At 45.4% G+C, this 20,244-nt stretch carries 17 protein-coding genes; 11 read left to right on the top strand and 6 right to left on the bottom strand.

What is annotated here, in order from left to right; all coding sequences use genetic code 11:
- Positions 1-105: 105 nt before the first annotated feature.
- Complete coding sequence (locus tag ACFI6G_RS14225; protein WP_010432668.1) at positions 106-852, bottom strand: flagellar brake protein; 747 nt, start codon at positions 850-852, stop codon at positions 106-108.
- A 272-nt stretch (positions 853-1,124) separates the two neighbouring features.
- Between ACFI6G_RS14225 and ACFI6G_RS14220 the strand changes: the two genes are divergently transcribed.
- From ACFI6G_RS14220 to ACFI6G_RS14210, 3 genes are read left to right on the top strand one after another with little or no spacing between them, the layout of a single operon-like run.
- The gene (locus ACFI6G_RS14220; RefSeq protein WP_016766944.1) at positions 1,125-1,409 is read left to right on the top strand and encodes a GNAT family N-acetyltransferase; all 285 of its coding nucleotides are present in this window, start codon (positions 1,125-1,127) and stop codon (positions 1,407-1,409) included.
- Positions 1,410-2,579: a phosphotransferase gene (locus ACFI6G_RS14215; protein WP_010432672.1), complete on the top strand. Its 1,170-nt coding sequence runs from the start codon at positions 1,410-1,412 to the stop codon at positions 2,577-2,579.
- Positions 2,569-3,750: an MFS transporter gene (locus ACFI6G_RS14210; protein ID WP_010432674.1), complete on the top strand. Its 1,182-nt coding sequence runs from the start codon at positions 2,569-2,571 to the stop codon at positions 3,748-3,750. The genes ACFI6G_RS14215 and ACFI6G_RS14210 overlap by 11 nt, the downstream gene beginning before the upstream one ends.
- Positions 3,751-3,858: 108 nt before the next feature.
- Here ACFI6G_RS14210 and ACFI6G_RS14205 read toward each other — a convergent pair whose 3' ends face one another.
- The gene (locus ACFI6G_RS14205) at positions 3,859-4,773 is read right to left on the bottom strand and encodes a DMT family transporter (RefSeq protein WP_010432675.1); all 915 of its coding nucleotides are present in this window, start codon (positions 4,771-4,773) and stop codon (positions 3,859-3,861) included.
- 333 nt (positions 4,774-5,106) lie between these two features.
- The gene (locus ACFI6G_RS14200) at positions 5,107-6,000 is read right to left on the bottom strand and encodes a DMT family transporter (protein WP_016794368.1); all 894 of its coding nucleotides are present in this window, start codon (positions 5,998-6,000) and stop codon (positions 5,107-5,109) included.
- Positions 6,001-6,125: 125 nt separating this feature from the next.
- Between ACFI6G_RS14200 and ACFI6G_RS14195 the strand changes: the two genes are divergently transcribed.
- Together ACFI6G_RS14195 and ACFI6G_RS14190 are read left to right on the top strand one after the other, a co-directional pair.
- Positions 6,126-6,608: a MarR family winged helix-turn-helix transcriptional regulator gene (locus tag ACFI6G_RS14195; protein WP_010432677.1), complete on the top strand. Its 483-nt coding sequence runs from the start codon at positions 6,126-6,128 to the stop codon at positions 6,606-6,608.
- Positions 6,609-6,972: 364 nt separating this feature from the next.
- Positions 6,973-7,410, top strand: a complete 438-nt coding sequence (locus ACFI6G_RS14190; protein WP_010432679.1) for a DoxX family protein — start codon at positions 6,973-6,975, stop codon at positions 7,408-7,410.
- Between the two features lie 127 nt (positions 7,411-7,537).
- Here the strand turns inward: ACFI6G_RS14190 and ACFI6G_RS14185 are convergent, their stop codons facing one another.
- Both ACFI6G_RS14185 and aceB read right to left on the bottom strand, forming a co-directional pair.
- Positions 7,538-7,978, bottom strand: coding sequence for a GlcG/HbpS family heme-binding protein (locus tag ACFI6G_RS14185; protein WP_008220964.1), 441 nt, complete (start codon positions 7,976-7,978; stop codon positions 7,538-7,540).
- Positions 7,979-8,081: 103 nt separating this feature from the next.
- The gene (gene aceB / locus ACFI6G_RS14180) at positions 8,082-9,707 is read right to left on the bottom strand and encodes a malate synthase A (RefSeq protein WP_016766948.1); all 1,626 of its coding nucleotides are present in this window, start codon (positions 9,705-9,707) and stop codon (positions 8,082-8,084) included.
- 314 nt (positions 9,708-10,021) lie between these two features.
- Between aceB and gcl the strand changes: the two genes are divergently transcribed.
- From gcl to ACFI6G_RS14150, 6 genes are all read left to right on the top strand, one after another.
- Entirely contained in the window at positions 10,022-11,794 is a 1,773-nt protein-coding gene (gcl, locus tag ACFI6G_RS14175) for a glyoxylate carboligase (protein WP_102461175.1), read from the top strand.
- 152 nt (positions 11,795-11,946) lie between these two features.
- Entirely contained in the window at positions 11,947-12,723 is a 777-nt protein-coding gene (hyi, locus tag ACFI6G_RS14170) for a hydroxypyruvate isomerase (RefSeq protein ID WP_102306095.1), read from the top strand.
- 37 nt (positions 12,724-12,760) lie between these two features.
- Positions 12,761-13,657: a 2-hydroxy-3-oxopropionate reductase gene (locus ACFI6G_RS14165; RefSeq protein ID WP_010432690.1), complete on the top strand. Its 897-nt coding sequence runs from the start codon at positions 12,761-12,763 to the stop codon at positions 13,655-13,657.
- Positions 13,658-13,844: 187 nt separating this feature from the next.
- Complete coding sequence (locus ACFI6G_RS14160; RefSeq protein ID WP_102461176.1) at positions 13,845-15,155, top strand: glycerate kinase type-2 family protein; 1,311 nt, start codon at positions 13,845-13,847, stop codon at positions 15,153-15,155.
- A 163-nt stretch (positions 15,156-15,318) separates the two neighbouring features.
- Positions 15,319-15,927, top strand: coding sequence for a TetR/AcrR family transcriptional regulator (locus ACFI6G_RS14155; protein WP_010432697.1), 609 nt, complete (start codon positions 15,319-15,321; stop codon positions 15,925-15,927).
- A 259-nt stretch (positions 15,928-16,186) separates the two neighbouring features.
- Positions 16,187-17,623 carry an amidohydrolase gene (locus tag ACFI6G_RS14150; RefSeq protein WP_462710320.1) on the top strand — a complete coding sequence of 479 codons (1,437 nt, stop codon included), beginning with the start codon at positions 16,187-16,189 and terminating at the stop codon, positions 17,621-17,623.
- Positions 17,624-17,759: 136 nt separating this feature from the next.
- Here ACFI6G_RS14150 and ACFI6G_RS14145 read toward each other — a convergent pair whose 3' ends face one another.
- Positions 17,760-20,156 carry a hypothetical protein gene (locus tag ACFI6G_RS14145; protein WP_016787538.1) on the bottom strand — a complete coding sequence of 799 codons (2,397 nt, stop codon included), beginning with the start codon at positions 20,154-20,156 and terminating at the stop codon, positions 17,760-17,762.
- Between the last annotated feature and the right edge of the window lie 88 nt (positions 20,157-20,244).

The raw sequence follows: 20,244 nt of genomic DNA, 5'->3' as shown, positions 1-20,244 counted from the left end.
CTCTAGGGTCGATGGCTTTTTGTTTGGTGCGAATTAGAACGCTAGTGATCGGATTTATTCGGCCTGCTGTCTTAAATAACGATATGGTCTTGGTATCAAACTAGGTTACGCGTTTCGTAAGCAGAGCTTGGTGCCATCGAACTTCAATTTTGCCAACAAGTGTTTAGCGTTAGCTCGACCAATATCATCAAATTCCACACCGTATCGAGCGTAGTGCGTCGATTTTTGCAGATTACAGATGACACCCCTCAATGGTGGAATCAGTGGGCCATTGTAGTTTTCAGGTGTAATCTCGATAGACACTCGGTCGGCAATTTGAATCGCACGAGAGGTTGGTGAGGTAACAAAGCGACAACCACTTTTTGATAAGTCTCTTATCTCACAATTTGCTCGTTGGTCGTTGAAAATAATTCTTGAAGCTAAGTTCACTTCGTAGCGTGTTTCTTTACGCAGTTGAGTCACTTGCATCGTACTTGGCGTTGAGAGTACAAGAATAGGGAAGGGTTCACCAACCTTATGGTGGATTTGGCTTCTAAAGTGGATAAGCGCGCCTTCACCTCGCAAAGAGTAAGCACGAGCCGTCATCCAAAAACCTTCTTGAAAGAAAAAATTCAGGTCTTCGTTGGATACCTCGGGAACCTCAACCACAATACAGTTATCACTGTGCGTTCCGATAAATTTGGTGGTGGCGAGAAACTTAGTGCCAACCGGAGTCGAGACATTTAATGTCAGTTCACTGCCGTGCTCAATCATGGCCAGTGCATCGGTGCTGTTTATCGTAGAAACGGTGCGGTTACGAGGGTCTTGAAGTGCCTGATTATGCTCCAAAGGCTTCTTCAGTGGTGCGTTCATTATATGTTCTCCATGCGCCAACATGCGTCTGTTAGATATTGATGACTTGCTAACAAGGGGTAATTACGTGCTAGATTTAGTAGGTGTACTTACATCGATTTATAGAGTGTCTTTTCTTTGGATGGATTTTATATTAACCCAGAGAATTGAAATTATTTACTTTGTTTGTAAGTACTTAGTTTTATTTATATGCACTTGCGTTAGTCTATTACATGGAACTCATACTTCAAACTTTAATTGTTTGTCGTATCAATTATTTGTAGGAGTTGAGAATGAAGGCAATAAAATGGGTTCAAGATGAGAACCAGATCACAGTTGAACTCGAACCAAACCAATTTGCAGTCGTTAAGTACCACAAACAAGGGGATGTGCTTCATATCACCTCGACTCGTATCCCTGATGAACTGCAAGGCAAGGGCTTTGGTAAGGTGATGATGGAATCTATTTTACCTGAAATAGAACAGGCAGGTTTTAAGATCGTTCCAGTGTGCAGTTATGTTGTTCACTACATGCATAGGCAGAAACAATGGTCGCATCTTTTAGCGTCTGAGGCATAAATGGTACTTATGTCTCAATCAATTGTGCCAAAACCAAAGTCATCAAAACAACTTAGCCAAACTGAAGCCGATTCGAGCCAATCGGTTCCCGTACTTTATCAGAAAATTGCCAACTCGCTCGGATGCAATGAAGTCGTTGATATACAAGTTATTCAACGCTTGTGGGGCGGTTACGGCGAGTTAGTTCGCTTGGTCTTTGTTAAAAATAACAGTGCTTCGATGAACAGCGTCATCGTTAAGCATGTCGTATTGCCAGATAAAGCCGAACACCCCAAGGGGTGGAACACCAAATTATCTCATCAGCGAAAGGTGCACTCTTACCAAGTTGAGACGAAATGGTATCAATCGTTCACCCAACAGTGGGACGAACGTTGCCCTATACCTACAGGGTTGCACTGTGAACTAGAAGAGAATGAGTGGCTAATTGTGATGCAAGACTTAGCGGATATAGGCTTTCCGTTAACTTCTCAGTTTGATGTGTTTGCTGCTTTTGATGTTGTGGAGACCGAAGAGACTCAGTCTGAACGAGCTTCTGGTTATACACTAGAAGAACATAAACAACGCGATGCTTGCCTAAAATGGCTCGCTAACTTTCACGCAAAGCACATCAATGTAGATCAAGAACAATCAGCCTCATTGTGGCAAGTCGGCACATATTGGCATTTAGACACACGTCCTGATGAGTTAAACACTTTGACTGATTTACCCTTGAAGAACCAAGCCAAGCACATCGACCATTTACTCAAAAAGTGTCCGTATCCAACCTTGGTACATGGCGACGCCAAGCTTGCCAATTTCTGTTTTGATTCAGAAATCCAAAACGCAGCTGCCGTCGATTTCCAATATGTGGGTCACGGTTGTGCGATGAAAGATGTCGCTTTGTTCATGAGTAGTGCGGTGAGGCCGCAAGACTGCGCTGAACTTGAGTCACAGGTACTGGATATTTACTTCCGACACTTGAAAGAGGCATTGGCGTACTATCAGCCACAGCTTTCGTTCTATGAAGTCGAATCCGCTTGGCGACCAATGTTCTATGTCGCATGGGCCGACTTCCAACGTTTCGTAAAAGGCTGGAGCCCAGAGCATTGGAAGATTAACCCGTATACTGAGCAGTTGACCTTACGAGTGCTTACTCAATTAGACGAACAGGAGTCCGTCAATGTTCGATAGAACTGCGAGCTGGAAAACGCCGCAAAACTTTTTATTACTGATTTCGATTGTTGTTCCTATCGCGTTTTCGAGCTGGATGGCACTGCTTAATAACTTCGTGATTGAAAAAGCGAACTTTGATGGTGCGGATATTGGTTTACTGCAAAGTGTTCGTGAAATACCTGGTTTCTTAGCGTTTACCGTAGTGTTTGTGCTGGCCTTCATACGTGAACAACGCTTTATGTTGATATCGCTAGCGATGCTCACTGTAGGCACCGCGATTACGGGTCTGTTCCCTTCACTCACTGGTCTGTTGCTGACTACGATTTTGATGTCGACGGGCTTCCACTATTTTGAAACGCTGAAGCAGTCTTTGTCACTACAATGGTTGAGTAAAGAAGAAGCACCAGAGATGTTAGGTAAGATGATCTCCGTTGGCGCGTTGGCATCTTTAATCACTTATGGCTCCATTTGGGTGATGTTAGAGCAACTCAAACTCGACTTTGCTTGGGTGTATGGCATCACTGGCGGAATTGGTTTTGTTTTAGTTTTGGTGATGACCTTTGGTTTCCCTGAATTTCAGACTAAGACCCAACAAAATAAGAAACTGGTATTGAGAAAGCGTTACTGGCTCTACTACGCACTAACGTTTATGAGTGGTGCAAGAAGACAAATCTTCACCGTATTTGCAGGCTTTCTGATGGTAGAGAAATTCGGTTACTCGGCAGCTGACATAACGCTATTGTTCTTAATCAACTACCTATTTAACTTCTTGTTCGCAAAACGTATTGGTCGATTTATTGGTGTGGTGGGTGAGCGTAAGGCGCTGATTTTCGAGTATGTCGGTTTGATTGGTGTATTTGTCGGTTATGGCTTAGTGCAAAACGCAGAGTGGGCGGCAGCACTTTACGTGGTCGATCATTTGTTCTTTGCATTGGCACTAGCGATCAAAACTTACTTTCAGAAAATTGCAGATCCGGCTGACATGGCATCAACCGCTGGTGTCTCTTTCACCATCAATCATATTGCAGCGGTCGTTATTCCAGTGGTGTTTGGTGTGATTTGGTTGTCTTCTCCTGCAACGGTTTTCTATATTGGTGCAGTGATGGCCGTGGTTTCTCTAGCGCTATCTTTAAACATTCCGAAGAAACCTGAAGAGGGCAACGAAGTGCGAATGTTTAGCTGGCGCTAATGTTGGTCTCGATATTATGAAATAAGCAAAAAGCTCCAATAGTGATATTGGAGCTTTTTGTTTATGTGGGATATGTATATCTAATCCGCAAAATAGGTTTCACGCGGATCAGTTTCTTACGGTTTTTAATTCGGTACGCAGCTTGAAAATTCCCTTTGGTGCCTTGGTGAGTAAAATGCCGCAAAGCAGGGGGATCATCATAAACAATGATTGTTCAGACAGAACTTCACCGTTGACGTAACAAGATATTAGCAGCGCTACTACCGGGAAAATCAAAAAGCAGATAGACGCTTGGAAAGGGGTCGAAACCTGTCCTAATTTGAAGTAAGCCACAATGCCGCCAACACTCGCGACAAAGCCTAGGTAAACCACGGCTGAGATTGAATCCCCAGTGAAGGATTCAACATTCACGTTTTCACCTACAGCTGAAACAGCGAATAAGAATAAAGCAGCAATCAGGCTCGGTACGGCGTTGTAGGTCAGTACTTCAATACCTTTGCAGTGCTTTTGAACCAGCACATACATAACTGCGTGAATCGCAACAGCAAGGCCTAAGCAAACCGTGCCAATTAGGTAGTCATCGCCACCCATCTGCATTTCGTTGCCAAGGATTAAACATAGGCTCACAACAGCAGTAATCAAACCGAATATCTGGTGCTTCGCCAGTCGTAGACTTAAGAATAAGCCAGACATCAGCATCACAACCACAGGCATGTTGGCGAAGATGATCGACGCTAAACCTGAAGAGATGTATTGCTCGCCATAGATCATCAACGTAAACGGAATCGCGAAATACATCAGCGCAACAATAAGCAGCCATTGGCGCTTACCTTTAGGGAACAGCAGTGGTTGGTTGAAGACTTTCGCTAATACCGCAAGCAGAGGTGCTGCAAGTAAAAAGCGTAACGCAGTAGCAAAAATAGGTGGGATAGAATGCAATGCTACTTCCATAGCGAACCAAGTGGTTCCCCAAATTAAGCAAACAGAGACAAAAAGCAAGATAGTTAGAGACTTCGAATTCATGGTGACTACTCATTAATAATTATTTTAAATCATAAGCTTGTGGCGCCTTAATGACGTGGCACAGTATAAGTAGGTCGTCGGAGAAATTTTTTGTCTTTTTATCTCTAATTGAAATGAAATATAGAAATTAAATCTCTAATGTAATCTTTTTTAATGATTTATTTTCACAAAGGCAGGGTGAGTTAAAGTTATTGTTCTTTTTGAGGGTTTAATTTAGTTCAAGGAATGATCAACTCGGCGAGTATGGCTGCTGGATTATTGTTTTTAGCGTAGCAGCAAAAAGCGCGCCCACAATGAGGCGCGTTCTTGATCAATACGTTTAAGAGACAGTGTCTACTGCGTAACAGGCTTAACTTGTTTGGACTGTCTTACTGCCAGAATAAGTTGCGGTAGCAGTGACATCACGATCATGCCTGTCATCAGTGAATACTGTACTGGAGTAAAGGATTCACCCATCAACACCATCCCCGTAACGATGCCAGCCACTGGGTTAGCGATGCCACCGAAGGTGAAATCAACCACAGACATACGTTGTAGTAACCATACATACATGCCGTAACCAAGCGCAGTATTTAGCCCAATTACCCACAATAGACCCATTGCATTGCGAGAATCGAAATGAGTGACAGCATTAACATAAGGTTGCGGGTCGATGAACGCATGAACGCCAGACGCGACAGACAAAATCGTACCACCCAAAATCAGTTGCCACGTTAATACTTTCCACCAGTGCATGCGATTACCCAGTGATTTGGTAATGCTGCTGCCGATAACGATACACATGATTGCCGCAAACATGGCGCCCAAACCGATCGGGTTTAATGCGATCTGACTTGGATTAAACAATATCCACGCTAAGGTGATCAAGCCAATACCTGAAAGAGCTTGAATCAAATGTGGACGCTGCTTTTTCACTACCCAGTGGAAGATCATCGCGAACACCGGCACGGAGATCATGCCTACACCAGAGATGGCCGAAGGCAGCGTTAACGCCATTACGAAGATTAAGCCAAAGAAGGTCGCAATATTGATAAGGCCCAATGTGAAAATGATCTGCCACTCGCCTTTTTTAGGCAGCGTTGGTTTTACCGTTAGCAATAACAAACCAGCAGGTAATGCACGCAAAGCACCCAATAATAATGGTGGCCACTCCTGTAGCGTAAATTGCGTCACTGCATAGGTTGTCCCCCAAAAGAACGCGGGGATCATTGCTAATAATATGTTCATCTGAAATATCTTTACGTTAAGATAACTGTTGTGTGGAACTGTATACTGAGAACTAGTGGTTGTAAAGTATCTTTATGTTAAACTAGTTTGAAGTAAACAAGACTAATCACGGAGCTAGATTGCAAATGGATGCTATCGACCGCGTTGTAGAGCAATGGGCAAAGGAAAAGCCCGAATTAGAAACTGAGCCTATGGCAATGATGGGCCGGATTATGCGTATTGCCAAGTATATGGAGACGCAAGTTGCCGAGCTTCATAAAAAATACGACATGAAGCTGGGTGAGTTTGATGTGCTGGCGACGTTGCGACGTTCTGGAAAGCCTTACCGACTGACTCCGTCAGAATTGATCGGCTCGATGATGCTGACATCAGGCGCGATGACCAATCGCCTTGATAAGCTAGAAGCTAAAGGGCTGATCAGTCGTGAGCACAGTAAAGAAGACAGACGCAGCGTGAGTGTTCAGTTAACAAAAGATGGTCTTATTCTTATTGACCAAATGATGACTGAGCATGTTGAAACGCAGAAGAAGCTTGTGAAATCTCTGTCTGCGAGCCAGAAGAAAAATACTAACCAGCTGCTGAAAACATGGTTGAGTGCTTACGAGTAATTGACTGGCTGGAGCGGCTTGCTGAATTTATTGAACTGAGCTAACTTAATCTGATTTGAAAACCGAAGTGATGAGCTTCGGTTTTTTTGTGTTTGTTAAATGGGTTTACATCTCTGACTCATTTAGATGGCTTAGGTTGAGCCGAGGCTCTCCAGCACTTCTCTAGCTTTTTCAAAGCAAGTGTTTTAATGAATTTAAGGCAATGGTAACCGCATTGAGGTTGTTCAATCTTCGGATTTAGTCAGTAATTTGTATGCGAGCATGTCTACTAAAATTTCAAACAAGTTGTTCTATTTTTCTCGTTATCATCTTAATGCTAAGTCGAATAACCTATCGGCAATGAAACTTATCAAGGCTTAGAACTATGAACACTAGATTGAACGACACACTAACTTTTTTCGCTCGTATTTTATTGGCTTACTTGTTTATTCAAGCGGGTTGGGGAAAGCTATTTAGCTATGAAGGAACCGCGGGATATATGGCATCTCAAGGAGTTAGTGCTCACTTGTTGCCTTTGGTTATCTTGCTTGAACTCGGTGGCGGGCTTGCAATTTTAGCTGGATTTATGACTCGCTTTACAGCGTTCTCGATTGCATTTTTTTCTTTAGTCTCTGGTGTTATGTTTCACTTCGACCCAAGTTCGTCGGGTCAAATGATTCACTTCTACAAAAATGTCTCTGTTGCTGGTGGGTATCTAGCGTTAGCGGTACTTGGCGCGGGATCGTTTAGTGTGGATTACTGGCTGTCTAACAAGCTAAAGCAAGATACCAAATGGACGCGCTTAATGGTTCTTGTTCGTTAGTGCTCTTTGTCTAATCACACGTTATTCGTTAGTGTTGTTGGCGCAACTTATGAATCAAAAAACCGAAGCCTAATCGCTTCGTTTTTTTGTTCCTGTCTAAGAATTTCAAGTACAGAGAGTTAGCGAGTTAAGCTTGCAGCATCTCATCACTGAACAGTTCTGCGCAGCCAATACCATTAATGGCGCAGCTTTCATCAATGTCTGAAATGTCACCGCTCACGCCGATAGCACCCAATACCGTTTTATCCTTGTCTCGAATCAGTAGCCCCCCAGGAACTGGCACCATGTTTCCGTGCGCGAGCACGTTTACGGCGGAGATAAATGCTGGTCGGTTGTCAGCATCTTGGGCGAGTTTTCTAGAGGAACAACCCAGTGCGAGTGCCCCCCACGCTTTAGCGATCGCGATGTCTGGTCGCATCATGCTAGAGCCGTCTTGACGTTGCAGAGAAATCAGCTTGCCACCGCTGTCTAAGACGGCGACCGTCAAAGGTTCTGTGTGGATTTTGTTTCCTGCTTTTAAGGTTCCATCGATGATGGTTAACGCTTGTTGTAGAGTTAAACTTCCCATGTTATCTCCTAGTTTTTCAAGGGGCATACGTACCAAGCTCAGCCAGCCAATCATTACTCTTGTTTGTGAATATCATTGACTGATTCAGCTCGGTACAAGAGTCCTAACTGGACTCTTGTAATAGCCCATAGCTGGGTAAAGTTAGGAAGGCAGCGAACTCTTCGGCTGTAGAAAGTTGATAGAAAAGATCAGCTGTCTCTTCAAATCGACCTGCTGCATAGCGCGAGTCACCGACTTCATGTTTTATCGTGTCTAACTCCTGGTAAAGCCAAGAGTGGAACAATTGTTTGGTAAAGGTTTGGCCGTCATCAAGCGTGACGCCGTGGTGGATCCATTGCCAAATATTGGCTCTTGAGATCTCTGCGGTGGCGGCATCTTCCATAAGGCCGTAGATAGGTACACAGCCGTAGCCTTGAATCCAAGCTTCGATGTAATACAGCGCAATACGGATATTCTTGCGCACGCCGGCTTCGTCGCGGCTGCCTTCACAAGGTTTTAGCAACGAGTCTGCATTGATCACATGCTCTGGGCTTTGGAAATCCATTTGGTTTACTTTGCCATCTAAGTGCTTATCAAAGATCGACATTGCCAAATCAACCAGTGCAGGGTGCGCGACCCATGTGCCGTCGTGTCCGTTCTGAGATTCTCTTTGCTTATCTTCGATAACCTTGGCGGTTACACGCGCCATTTCTTGCGGATCTTTCGCTGGAATAAAGGCCGACATACCACCCATCGCCAGTGCGCCGCGAGCATGACAAGTACGCACCAACAGTTGGCTATAGGCATTTAGAAACTCTTGATCCATGCCGATCCCGTGGCGGTCAGGCAGGATGCGGTCTTTATGGTTTTTCAGCGTTTTGATGTAGCTGAAGATGTAATCCCAACGGCCACAGTTCATTGCCACGATATGATCACGCATTGCGTACAAGATCTCTTCCATTTGGAATACGGCTGGAAGCGTCTCAATCAAAACCGTCGCACGAATGGTGCCTTTGGGTACGTGGAAATAGTTTTCGGTGAAGCTGAAAATATCGTCCCACCACTGTGCTTCTTCCATGCTCTCAAGCTTGGGAATGTAGTAGTAAACCCCTAAACCTTGTTGTGCTCGTGATTGATAGTTATGGAAAAAGTACAAGGCGAAGTCCATCAAGCAACCGCCGATAGGCTGATTGTTGAATTGGATGGATTGCTCAGGAAGGTGGATCCCTCGTGGGCGTGCGATCAGCAGTGCAGGATCGTCGTTTAATTGGTAACGCTTCTGCTTCTTCTCATCGAAATAACTAATGGTGCCAAGGTTGGCGTCTCTTAGGTTGATTTGCCCTTCGACCATATTGGCCCAAGTCGGGGAAGAGGCATCCTCAAAGCAACACATGAAGACTTTCGCGCCTGAGTTTAGCGCGTTGATCACCATCTTTCTTTCGATAGGTCCGGTGATCTCTACGCGGCGATCCAGTAACTCTGGCGGCGGTGTTGCCACTTTCCATTCATTATTCTGACGAATGGATATGGTGTCCTTTCTGAAATTAGGTAACTCACCGTTGTCATATTGAGCTTGTTTTATGTCACGGTCATTTAGCAGGGTATGACGGCGATCTCCAAACTTATTAACAAGGGCTTCTAAGAACTTTAATGCATCTTTAGACAAGATCTCTTTGTACTCGGAGTTGTCCATCTTCCCAAGTACCTGCATACACAGCACATCTTCTCTCTCTTTCACGTCATTCATCATTGCTTGTCTCCTTTATACAACACGATGTCATTTTGTATACAAAATTATCTTTTTAAGGATATTTATATGGTAGAAATTGTAAACAAGCAAACGGTATTTAACATTTATTTATCATTTAATCTTTTTGTAATTTATTTTTACGTAAAGATATTTTATGTAAAGCAATGAATTGTAAGCTTTTCAGGGTAAGTGCGTACTTAATGTGATGGGTTTATGTAACAAGATTGTTTCATTCTGGGGTTGATAAATAGCGAGGATGGTTCATAGTACACAAAAGTTAGGTTAATTGTATACAATCTGAACTGGAGGTTCGAATGGCAATTATGAAAGCGATTGAAGCAGCGGTAGAAGTGCTTAAACGTGAAGGTGTAGACATCGTATTTGGTGTTCCCGGCGCAGCAATAAACCCTATGTATGCGGCTATGAAAAAACTCGGAGGAATCGACCACGTCTTAGCTCGCCACGTAGAGGGTGCATCGCATATGGCTGAAGGGTACACACGTACCAATCAAGACAATATCGGTGTGTGTATTGGTACTTCTGGCCCTGCGGGAACGGACATGATCACGGGACTTTATTCGGCGTCTGCAGATTCAATCCCAATCCTATGTATTACAGGTCAGGCCCCGCGTGCCCGCCTTCATAAAGAAGACTTCCAAGCGGTTGATATTGAATCTATCGCTAAACCAGTCACTAAGTGGGCGACTACGGTTCTTGAACCGGCTCAAGTGCCACGTGCATTCCAAAAAGCCTTTCATTTAATGCGTTCGGGTCGTCCGGGTCCAATCCTGATTGATCTACCGATTGATGTTCAGCTGGCTGAGATTGAATTTGATATCGATACCTATGAACCGCTAGAGCCTTATAAGCCACAAGCAACACGCGCTCAGGTTGAGAAAGCATTAACCATGATGTCTCAATCGGAAAAACCGCTGATCGTATCGGGTGGTGGCGTGATTAACGCTGGCGCGTCTGAATTGTTGCAGCAGTTTGCCGAGATCACTGGTGTTCCTGTTATTCCAACCTTAATGGGTTGGGGCTCGATTCCGGATGATCATGAGTTAATGGCGGGTATGGTGGGGCTACAAACTTCTCACCGTTACGGTAACGAAACCATGCTGAGTTCTGATTTTGTGTTTGGTGTTGGTAACCGCTGGGCTAACCGTCATACCGGTTCTGTGGATGTTTATACCGAAGGCCGCAAGTTCGTACACGTCGACATTGAACCGACGCAAATTGGACGCGTGTTCTGTCCTGATTTAGGCATTGTCTCTGATGCAAAAGCTGCACTAGAGCTAATGGTTGAAGTGGCACAAGAGTGGCGTGACGCTGGCAAGCTGCCGAACCGAAATGCTTGGGCAAGTGAGTGTCAGGAACGCAAGTCGACCATGCTGCGTAAAACCAATTTCGATGAAGCGCCAATGAAACCGATGCGGGTTTATGAAGAGATGAATAAGGCATTTGGTCGTGACACTTGCTATGTGAGCACCATTGGTTTGTCGCAAATCGCTGCCGCTCAGTTCCTGCATGTTTATAAGCCGCGTAACTGGATCAACTGTGGTCAAGCTGGCCCGTTAGGGTGGACAACACCAGCCGCATTGGGTGTAAGAGCAGCTGATCCAAATCGCGATATCGTTGCCATCTCTGGTGATTACGATTTCCAATTTATGATCGAAGAACTGGCGGTAGGTGCTCAATTCAACCTGCCATACATTCATGTGTTGGTGAACAACTCGTATCTAGGTTTGATTCGCCAAGCACAGCGTCAATTTGATATCGATTATTGTGTACAACTGGCGTTCGATAACCAGAATGCGCCAGAACTTGAAGGCTACGGTGTTGACCATGTAGCCGTTGTTGAAGGTTTAGGCTGTAAGGCGATTCGAGTTCGTGAGCCAGACCAAATTGCGGCGGCGTTTGAGCAAGCTAAAGAGCTGATGAACAAGCATAAGGTACCGGTTGTTGTTGAGTTGATTCTTGAGCGAGTGACCAACATTGCGATGGGCGTGGAGATCAACGCCATCAATGAATTTGAACCGCTAGCCGAAAGCCGTGGCGATGCCCCAACAGCGCTAGCGTACAAGTAATCATTAAGTCATGTGTATCCGTAGAGCTGAGGTTTAGCTCTATGGAAAGTCTCCAATAGAGCGAGGCTTGCTAAGCAACCGTAGCTCCACCAAATAACCGTTGCTTCACTAAACCGTCATAGTTTTACCAGATAAAGAATAAGGACAGAGTCATGGCAAAATTTGCAGCAAACTTGTCAATGTTATTCACGGAAGTTGATTTTATGGATCGCTTTGAAGCTGCCGCAGAAGCGGGCTTTCAAGGTGTGGAGTATCTTTTCCCTTACGCTTTTGATGCTCAGGCAATCAAAGCAAAGCTCGACGCTAATAACCTAGAGCAAGTGCTATTTAACTTGCCAGCGGGTGATTGGGATGCTGGTGATCGTGGTATCGCGGTAGACCCAACACGAGTTGAAGAGTTTCAAGCGGGTGTACCTAAAGCCATCGCTTACGCTAAAGCACTCGGTTGTACACAAGTGAATTGCTTGGCCGGGATTGTTCCGCAAGGTGTGACCCAACAAGACGCGCAATCGGCGTTTGTGATTAACCTGCATTACGCGGCAAACGCGCTAGCAGCAGAAGGCATCAGCTTAGTGATAGAAGCGATCAACACCCGCGATATTCCGGGCTTCTTCTTGAACACCACAGAGCAAGCCAAAGCGATCATCAAAGAGGTAGGGAGCAATAACCTTTCTATCCAATACGATATTTATCACATGCAAATAATGGAAGGCGATCTTACGCCGACCATGCAGCAGAACATTGGCCAAATTGCACACGTCCAACTGGCTGATAACCCAGGCCGACACGAACCGGGTTCTGGAGAAATCAATTACCCATTCGTGCTCAATTATCTTGATGAGCTTGGCTATCAAGGCTGGGTTGGTTGCGAATACAAGCCAAAAACAACGACGACAGAAGGCCTTGGTTGGCTACACCAGTACCGTTAATTGCGTCTGGTAACCCTCAAACGTTAAGGAGAACAACATGTCTAAAATTGCATTTATAGGAACTGGCATCATGGGTAAACCTATGGCGAGTAACCTTCAAAAAGCAGGTCACGATTTGATTCTGTCGGATCACTTTAATGCAGCACCTGCCGATCTTGTGGCAGCGGGTGCAACGATCTGTCATTCACCAGCAGAAGCGGCTGAAGCAGCAGATATCATTATCCTAATGGTGCCGAATACCCCTCAAGTTGAAGATGTCCTGTTTGGTGATAACGGTGTTGAGAAAGGCCTAACGGCGGGCGGTGCAGCTGGAAAACTGGTTATCGACATGAGTTCGATCTCGCCAATCGCGACCAAAGCAATCGCAGCTCGAATCAACGAAGGCGGCGCGTCATACCTTGATGCTCCGGTATCCGGCGGCGAAGTAGGCGCTATCAATGCGGCACTGACTATCATGGTGGGCGGTGAACAAGACGCCTTTGATAAAGCTCGTCCTCTGTTCGAAATCATGGGTAAGAACATCACGCTAGTCGGAGACAACGGCGCAGGTCAAACGTGTAAGGTCGCAAACCAGATCATTGTGGCACTGAATATTGAAGCCGTATCTGAAGCCTTAGTGTTTGCTTCAAAAGCCGGTGCTGATCCAGCACGAGTCCGTCAGGCGCTACTAGGTGGCTTTGCTAACTCTAAGATATTGGAAGTACACGGCGAGCGCATGGTTGAAGGCACATTTGATCCTGGCTTTAGAATCTCGCTTCACCAGAAAGACCTGAACTTAGCGCTAACGGGCGCTCAAGAATTGGGTGTCGCGCTGCCGAATACGGCTAACGCTCAAGAGCTGTTTGGCGAGTGCGCCGAAATGGGCGGTGAAGGTTGGGACCACTCTGCGCTTATCCAAGCGATTGAGAAACGTTCTGACCACTCGATTCGTTAATTAATTCGGGCTGCTATTGATTCGTAGCCCACCTGTTTGTTTATAAATCGCGTAGTTTCGTCTCCTTTTATACGCGTTCCTGATACGAGGCAGAGGTTGAAGTTGTTCCTTTCCAACTTGATCTTAGCAGGCACCCTTTAGCCTTGTATCGGGGTTCTTTTTTTCTCCGTCAACTAAGGAGTGGCTGATGGACATTGATGCTAAGCAGTTTCTGCAAACCCTTTTCTCAAGTGCTGTTAATCAGGCGCTACCTAAAAATCACATCGAACCTTTTCTTCCTCAAGACATTTTTTACCGCTCAGCTAACCAAGCTGGGCGAACTGTGATAATTGGCGCAGGAAAAGCAGCCGCGTCGATGGCCGCTGAGCTCGAAGCGGTTTGGCAAGCAAAGCAACAGCAAGATCTCGCACTGCGTGACCTTGAAGGTCTCGTCGTGACCCGTTACGAACACACCGCACCTTGCGAACACATTGAGGTGATCGAAGCGGCGCACCCCGTCCCGGATGCCATGGGCTTAGAAGTGAGCCAACGTATGTTGGAATTAGTGAACGGCCTGAGTGCTGACGACACCGTTATTTGCCTACTGTCTGGCGGCGGTTCTGCTTTGCTAAGCCTGCCCGGTGGCGACATCAGCTTGGCTGAGAAGCAACAAATCAATAAGGCGCTGCTCAAGTCGGGCGCAGCCATTGATGAGATGAACTGTGTGCGTAAACACTTATCGTCTATCAAAGGTGGGCGACTCGCCAAAGCGGCGTATCCTGCAAGGGTAGTGTCACTGGCGATTTCTGATGTGCCGGGTGATGACATTAGCGTGATTGCCTCTGGCCCAACCGTACCCGACACCACCACGCGTTTTGATGCAATGGCAATTTTAGAACGTTACCAAATAGAAACATCACGCTCGGCATTTGAATGGTTAAATAATCCAGAGTCAGAAACCGTTAAGCCAGATGACGTATGTTGGAAAAATGCAGAGCACCATATTATCGCCACCCCGATGTCGGCATTGGAATCCGCTGCAGCAGAAGCTGAAGGCTTAGGCATTCCGGCTTATCTGTTGAGTGATTGTATAGAGGGAGAAGCGCGAGATGTTGCGAAAGTTCACGCTGCATTGGCTAAGCAAGTGGCCAATCACAAGCACCCATTTGCGACGCCTTGCGTGATACTTTCCGGCGGCGAAACCACGGTAACAGTTAAGGGAAATGGTCGCGGTGGGCGTAATTGTGAGTTCTTGTTGAGTCTATATAACGAGCTCAAGGGCCAAGACAATATCTTCGCTTTGGCCGCTGATACTGATGGGATTGATGGCGTGGAGGACAATGCGGGCGCGTGGATTACCCCACAAACATGGCAGCAAGGTTCGAGCTTGTCGCTTAAAGCGCAAGACTATCTCGATGCCAACAACAGCTACGATTTCTTCAAGCAAGTCGGTGTGCTTCTTACCACGGGACCGACGTTGACCAATGTGAATGACTTCCGCGCAATATTGATTCTATAACTTGAACAGTTCAAAAACACGGTATGGAATGGTCGCTTCTTAACAAATAGAGCGGCCATTTTATTGTTATCGATGCGGTGACCTTGAGTTCTGGAATTATCTTCTGGACTAATAAAGCACGTTGATTACTATGGTTTTATTGATGAGCTGTAAGGGGGGCAATATGTCTAGGATCAGACAAAAGAATCAAGATTTAATCATCGAAGTCGCGTGTGAACAATTCGCTACTCATGGATATGCCGCAACAAAAATGGCTGATATCGCGAAAGCGGCCGACATCCCTAAACCTAATGTATTCTATTATTTCAGCTCCAAAGATAAGCTCTACAATGCCGTTCTAGAAACCGTCACTCAGCCCTTACTGGAAGCGTCACGTCCGATTGAAGAGCTCAGCGACCCTGTTGAAGCCCTATCTCAATATATTCAAACTAAGTTGATCATCTCTCGTGACCATCCACACGCCTCTAAGGTATTTGCAAACGAAGTGATGTCTGGCGCTAAAGTATTGCCGAAAGAGATTGGTGACGAACTGTATAAGCAATCCCAGATGATCCTCGATAAGTTCTCAACGTGGTCAGCACAAGACTTAATGGATGACGTTCCTGCACACCACCTGATGTTCACCATCTGGGCAGCCACCCAAACCTACGCCGATTTTGGCTGGCAGATTTGTAGCGTGATGCAGAAAGAGCAGCTCGATGATAAAGACTATGAAGATGCCGCTGAATTCATCACCCAGCTAGTGATTAAAGGGTGTGGGGTGAAAGGCTAACGTTGTTTGAACGTTTATTTAGGTCTGCGATTGCAGGCCTTTTTTGTTTGTGCATGTGAGTGAGCATATGTGCAAAGCTACTTTTGTGACCTGTTGTGCAATAACTTATTTATCTTGAATTTGGCTCGATTAGGTATGCCATTTTATTTAAAGTTAGCGTTATAGTATCGGCAAAAATTCAATTACCTCATTTTTATTAAAGCTAGAAGCTAATATTAGACTTCTATATTTATTACACGCACAACATTAAGGTTTAGCAATGACGCTTAAAAGCTTGGCATGCACCATCAGCACAGTTCTACTGGCAGGTTGTGGTTCGACGGTCGCGACGCAAACATACAACGCCGATCTGATCATCACCAATGGACAGGTTCTAACAATCAATTCAGAAATGGATGTGATTGAAGACGGTGTGGTTGTGGTGAAAGATGACCAGATCATCGCTGTTGGTAACGAGGATTTGATTATTCAATACCGCGCTGAAAAGGTGATTGACGCTCAAGATGGAATCGTTATGCCGGGCATGGTCAATGCTCACAACCATTTGCCTATGATAGCGTTTCGTGGCTTGGGGGAAGAGGGCATCTCGAATCGTCTGTTTGCTTACTTCTTCCCACTTGAGGAAGAAAAGCTAAGCCGTGAATTGATTTACAACGCAACCAAACTTGGTTCTATCGAGTTGGCGCAAAGTGGTGTCACGACTTACGCTGACATGTATTACCACATGGACGAAATGGCTAAGGCGACCAAAGAAGTCGGCCTGCGCGCCGTGCTGGGTGAAACCGTGATTAAATTCCCAGTGGTTGATGCCAAAGAACCTTACGGCGGCATCGAGTATGCCAAAGGCTTTATTGAGCAGTACAAAAACGATGAGTTAATCACACCTGCTTATGCACCACACGCGGTGTACACCGTGAGCAAAGATAAGCTGCAAGAAATCAATAAACTGTCGGCTCAATACGATGTACCCGTGTTGATTCACGTTGCTGAATTCCCGAATGAAGAAAAGCGCATCAAAGACGAAACCAAAGCGACATCGCCAGTTGAATACATGGATGAAATCGGTGTGCTTGATGAGCGTGTCGTGATTGCTCACGGTATCCACCTGTCAGAGAACGATCAAAAGCTACTCAAGCAAGCTGACGCGGGTATCTCATACAACCCAATGGCGAACGCCAAAGGGGCGACAGGCATTGCGCCTGCTTGGGAGATGTATCGTGCCGACATGCGCATTGGCTTAGGAACAGACGGTCCAATGAGTTCAAACCAAGTCGATATCATGCGCACCCTAAGCTACGCAGCTAATATGCAGCGCTTAAAGCATTCAGATCGCACCATCATGATTCCTGAGCAAGTGATTGAGATGGCGACATTAGGTGGTGCGAAAGCCCTACACATGGAAGACCAAATCGGTTCTCTTGAAGCGGGTAAGAAAGCAGACATCGTGATTGTAGAGACACAATCGGCGAACATGATGCCGAATTACGACCCATATGCGACTTTGGTTTACCAAGCGAACCCAAGCAACATCGACACCACTATTGTTAACGGCCAAATCGTAATGGAAAATCGAGTGATGCAGACCGTTCAACTGGATGACATTCGTCAAAGCGTCGATGAGTTTGAAACTGATATCAAAGCCTTTGCCAAAGAGCTTTCTAAGAAGGCGATTAAGTCTAAGAGCCTGATGGATTAAGATGTAAATCGGTTTTTAAAAATCGAACTGATTGAACAAGGCCGACACCACGTCGGCCTTTTTGTTGGTGGTTGATCCCCTTAACCTCGGTCTCTTGGATTAACGCAACGCTTCGGTTAGCTAAAGTAGCACATAGCTAATTAGAGCAGCTATTGCCATTCGGGATACCGCTGCCTAAGAATTCGACGCGAATCTGTTCGACATCTTTTAAGTACTGGTTGTTCGTTTGCTCGGTTTTATCAAAGTTGTTGAGCGTGACATTCCATGATGAAAACGGAGTGGGTTGGAAGTAGGCGTATTCGAATTTATTCGCCACGGCACCATCGGTGATGATGCTAACATCGTTGGTGGTTGGATCATCTAGGCGGTAATAGAACGCGCGTGAAACAGGGTTAGAACTGAACTGATAGTCCTTGTTCTCATATCGGTCTAAATAGTTACCCGAACTGGAAACTCGCAGGTTGAGTTGCTTGCCATAAGGTAGGTTTTCACCCTCTAAGAACACTCGTACCGTGGAAAGCCTAACGCGGTCAAACGAACACAATTGAACTTGTTCTAGTGGAATGGTGAAGTTTAGTTGTCCGGTTGTTGCAAAGCTCTCTAGTTGCTCGGGGCTAGAAATGGTGTAGTTGTCGATGGTGAAATCTTGTGGTGCTGGTTGGAAAGAAGACAGAGCATTTACATACTCACTTTCGACAGTAGCCAAATCAAATTGGTAGTCCAAGTAGCTTTTATTCAGAGAAGGCGTAACTTCGCTTGGCTTCAATGCCCAATATTCGTATGCCTGAACATAGTTAGACAAAGCAACGAACATCGGACGCTTAAAGTGCATCAATACTCGTGATAGTTCACGTTCAATCGAATCGAAGCTGTCGGTGTCTACTTGATAACCCTCGATCGCATCGTTCAATCTTTGTTGTTGATTGATAGTCACATTATTGGTGAGTAAGAGGTCTACCAACTTCGCTTGCTCGTGAGCAAAGTTAAGCTGCGTGATGTTAATTGCCTTACCGAGCAGAACCTGCTTTTCGAGTTCGAGTAGGTATTGTCTTGATCCTTTGATACCTAAGCTATCGGCATATCTTAAGTTGCTGCGGATCTCGGTGATCATCAGATCCCACGCCAGATTGCTTTCATTGATGGTTGGGATGTTGAAGTTAAAGCCATCCATCGCTTCAGATACCTTCTGGAGCTTGATGGTTGATTTAATATCCGCGGTTAACTGAGAAATGCCAGAAATCGTTTTGGTCACGCTATCAATAATGCCTGTGACGGACTTGATATTGGTGACGAGGTTTTTCGCTTTTTCTAATGCTTCAGGTGTTTTAGCCAATTGCTCGGTTAGGTCATTCACACCAGAAAGGTTGCCTGTGAATACCCCACTCACGGCACTTCCAATTTCGGCTATTGCTTTGAATATTGCGAGAGCCGCATTGAGTTGTTGTTGGGTTTTCCAATTCTCGACACCAACTAAATAAGTGGTTCTTGAACTGAGAGTGACTAGTTCTTGTGCTTTATATTGGCTATCGACCTCGGTCAGGCTATCGCCTATCTTGTCTATGTTGGATTGGGTTTGTGTGATGATCGAACTCTGAGCGCGTAGAACGTCTTCGATGTTAGCGAGTGCTAACTTGGCGGCTTCAATCTTGTCTTCAATGACCGTGTTTCTATCTTGAATAATGTCCCATTGAGTTTGATACGCGATCATAGCGTTCAAATAGGCTTCGTATTTATCTTGATATAACACCTTGTCGAGATAAGGAACGTAATTGCTCTCTTTGGTGCTGAAGCTAATGAATTGCTTGAACGCGACCGTTTGTAGGTAAAGGTCGGAAAGAATCGGATCGTCTTCCACCACTGAACCTGAGTAACGCAAGCTCTGTTCAATCCAGTTGATGAGGTCGAGGCTAAGCTTTGGGTTGGTATCGTATAAGCTGGCTGCCATATCAAACGAGCGATTAACAATGTCTGTAAAAGGTTCAGTAGCCAGTTTCATTTGCCCAGTAATGTTCGAGTCAATGGTCGTTCTTCGGTAGTGCTCTCCTGCTAAGACAACGGATTCACCATCTCCTGTATTTCCTGTTAGGGCATCTCGTGTAATGCTGCCATCGCTTTGGAAAGCGAGTACATTAATCGGTGTTTCTATTTCGCCGGCAATCACAGAAATTGAGGCTGCAGAGCCTTGCTGTCCGAGCACAAACGTCGGCGTGCCTTGGCCAACGATTTTCCGCGCAAAAATAAGGATGTTTTGGTTGTTTACAAGCAAGTTGAAATTCTCTGGAATTTCAATGGTATCTGCAAAAACGACGATTTTTGAGGGTTGAGTGACGTAAAGGTTTTGTTCTGCTATCCAATCACTGAGGTTGATGTGTAAATCGGATGTGGAACGAGATAGAACGCCGACATCGGAATAGGCCGATTGAACCCAAGTTGGGTATTCGGTTGAATTGGGTAAATTGTTCAGTTCAAGCCAATCGCTAGAAAAAGCCTGTGGAGAGAATGAAAGAGAAATAATAATAGGTAGAAGTCTCATATTGATGTCCTGTCGAAATTAGTATTTGCCAAATTTTGGGTAGCAGAAGCCAGCACCTTAATTTTGATAAGGTGTGGCTTTCTGTTAG

The organism is Vibrio sp. PSi01 (assembly GCF_054960695.1).
The sequence above is the reverse complement of the archived record's forward strand: the minus strand, read 5'-3'. Positions and strand labels throughout refer to the sequence as shown.

Bases quoted from the DNA above. Each gene is read 5' to 3' on its own strand.
- ACFI6G_RS14225 (WP_010432668.1), bottom strand. From the start codon at position 852: ATGAACGCACCACTGAAGAAGCCTTTGGAGCATAATCAGGCACTTCAA.
- ACFI6G_RS14220 (WP_016766944.1), top strand. From the start codon at position 1,125: ATGAAGGCAATAAAATGGGTTCAAGATGAGAACCAGATCACAGTTGAA.
- ACFI6G_RS14215 (WP_010432672.1), top strand. From the start codon at position 1,410: ATGGTACTTATGTCTCAATCAATTGTGCCAAAACCAAAGTCATCAAAA.
- ACFI6G_RS14210 (WP_010432674.1), top strand. From the start codon at position 2,569: ATGTTCGATAGAACTGCGAGCTGGAAAACGCCGCAAAACTTTTTATTA.
- ACFI6G_RS14205 (WP_010432675.1), bottom strand. From the start codon at position 4,773: ATGAATTCGAAGTCTCTAACTATCTTGCTTTTTGTCTCTGTTTGCTTA.
- ACFI6G_RS14200 (WP_016794368.1), bottom strand. From the start codon at position 6,000: ATGAACATATTATTAGCAATGATCCCCGCGTTCTTTTGGGGGACAACC.
- ACFI6G_RS14195 (WP_010432677.1), top strand. From the start codon at position 6,126: ATGGATGCTATCGACCGCGTTGTAGAGCAATGGGCAAAGGAAAAGCCC.
- ACFI6G_RS14190 (WP_010432679.1), top strand. From the start codon at position 6,973: ATGAACACTAGATTGAACGACACACTAACTTTTTTCGCTCGTATTTTA.
- ACFI6G_RS14185 (WP_008220964.1), bottom strand. From the start codon at position 7,978: ATGGGAAGTTTAACTCTACAACAAGCGTTAACCATCATCGATGGAACC.
- aceB (WP_016766948.1), bottom strand. From the start codon at position 9,707: ATGATGAATGACGTGAAAGAGAGAGAAGATGTGCTGTGTATGCAGGTA.
- gcl (WP_102461175.1), top strand. From the start codon at position 10,022: ATGGCAATTATGAAAGCGATTGAAGCAGCGGTAGAAGTGCTTAAACGT.
- hyi (WP_102306095.1), top strand. From the start codon at position 11,947: ATGGCAAAATTTGCAGCAAACTTGTCAATGTTATTCACGGAAGTTGAT.
- ACFI6G_RS14165 (WP_010432690.1), top strand. From the start codon at position 12,761: ATGTCTAAAATTGCATTTATAGGAACTGGCATCATGGGTAAACCTATG.
- ACFI6G_RS14160 (WP_102461176.1), top strand. From the start codon at position 13,845: ATGGACATTGATGCTAAGCAGTTTCTGCAAACCCTTTTCTCAAGTGCT.
- ACFI6G_RS14155 (WP_010432697.1), top strand. From the start codon at position 15,319: ATGTCTAGGATCAGACAAAAGAATCAAGATTTAATCATCGAAGTCGCG.
- ACFI6G_RS14150 (WP_462710320.1), top strand. From the start codon at position 16,187: ATGACGCTTAAAAGCTTGGCATGCACCATCAGCACAGTTCTACTGGCA.
- ACFI6G_RS14145 (WP_016787538.1), bottom strand. From the start codon at position 20,156: ATGAGACTTCTACCTATTATTATTTCTCTTTCATTCTCTCCACAGGCT.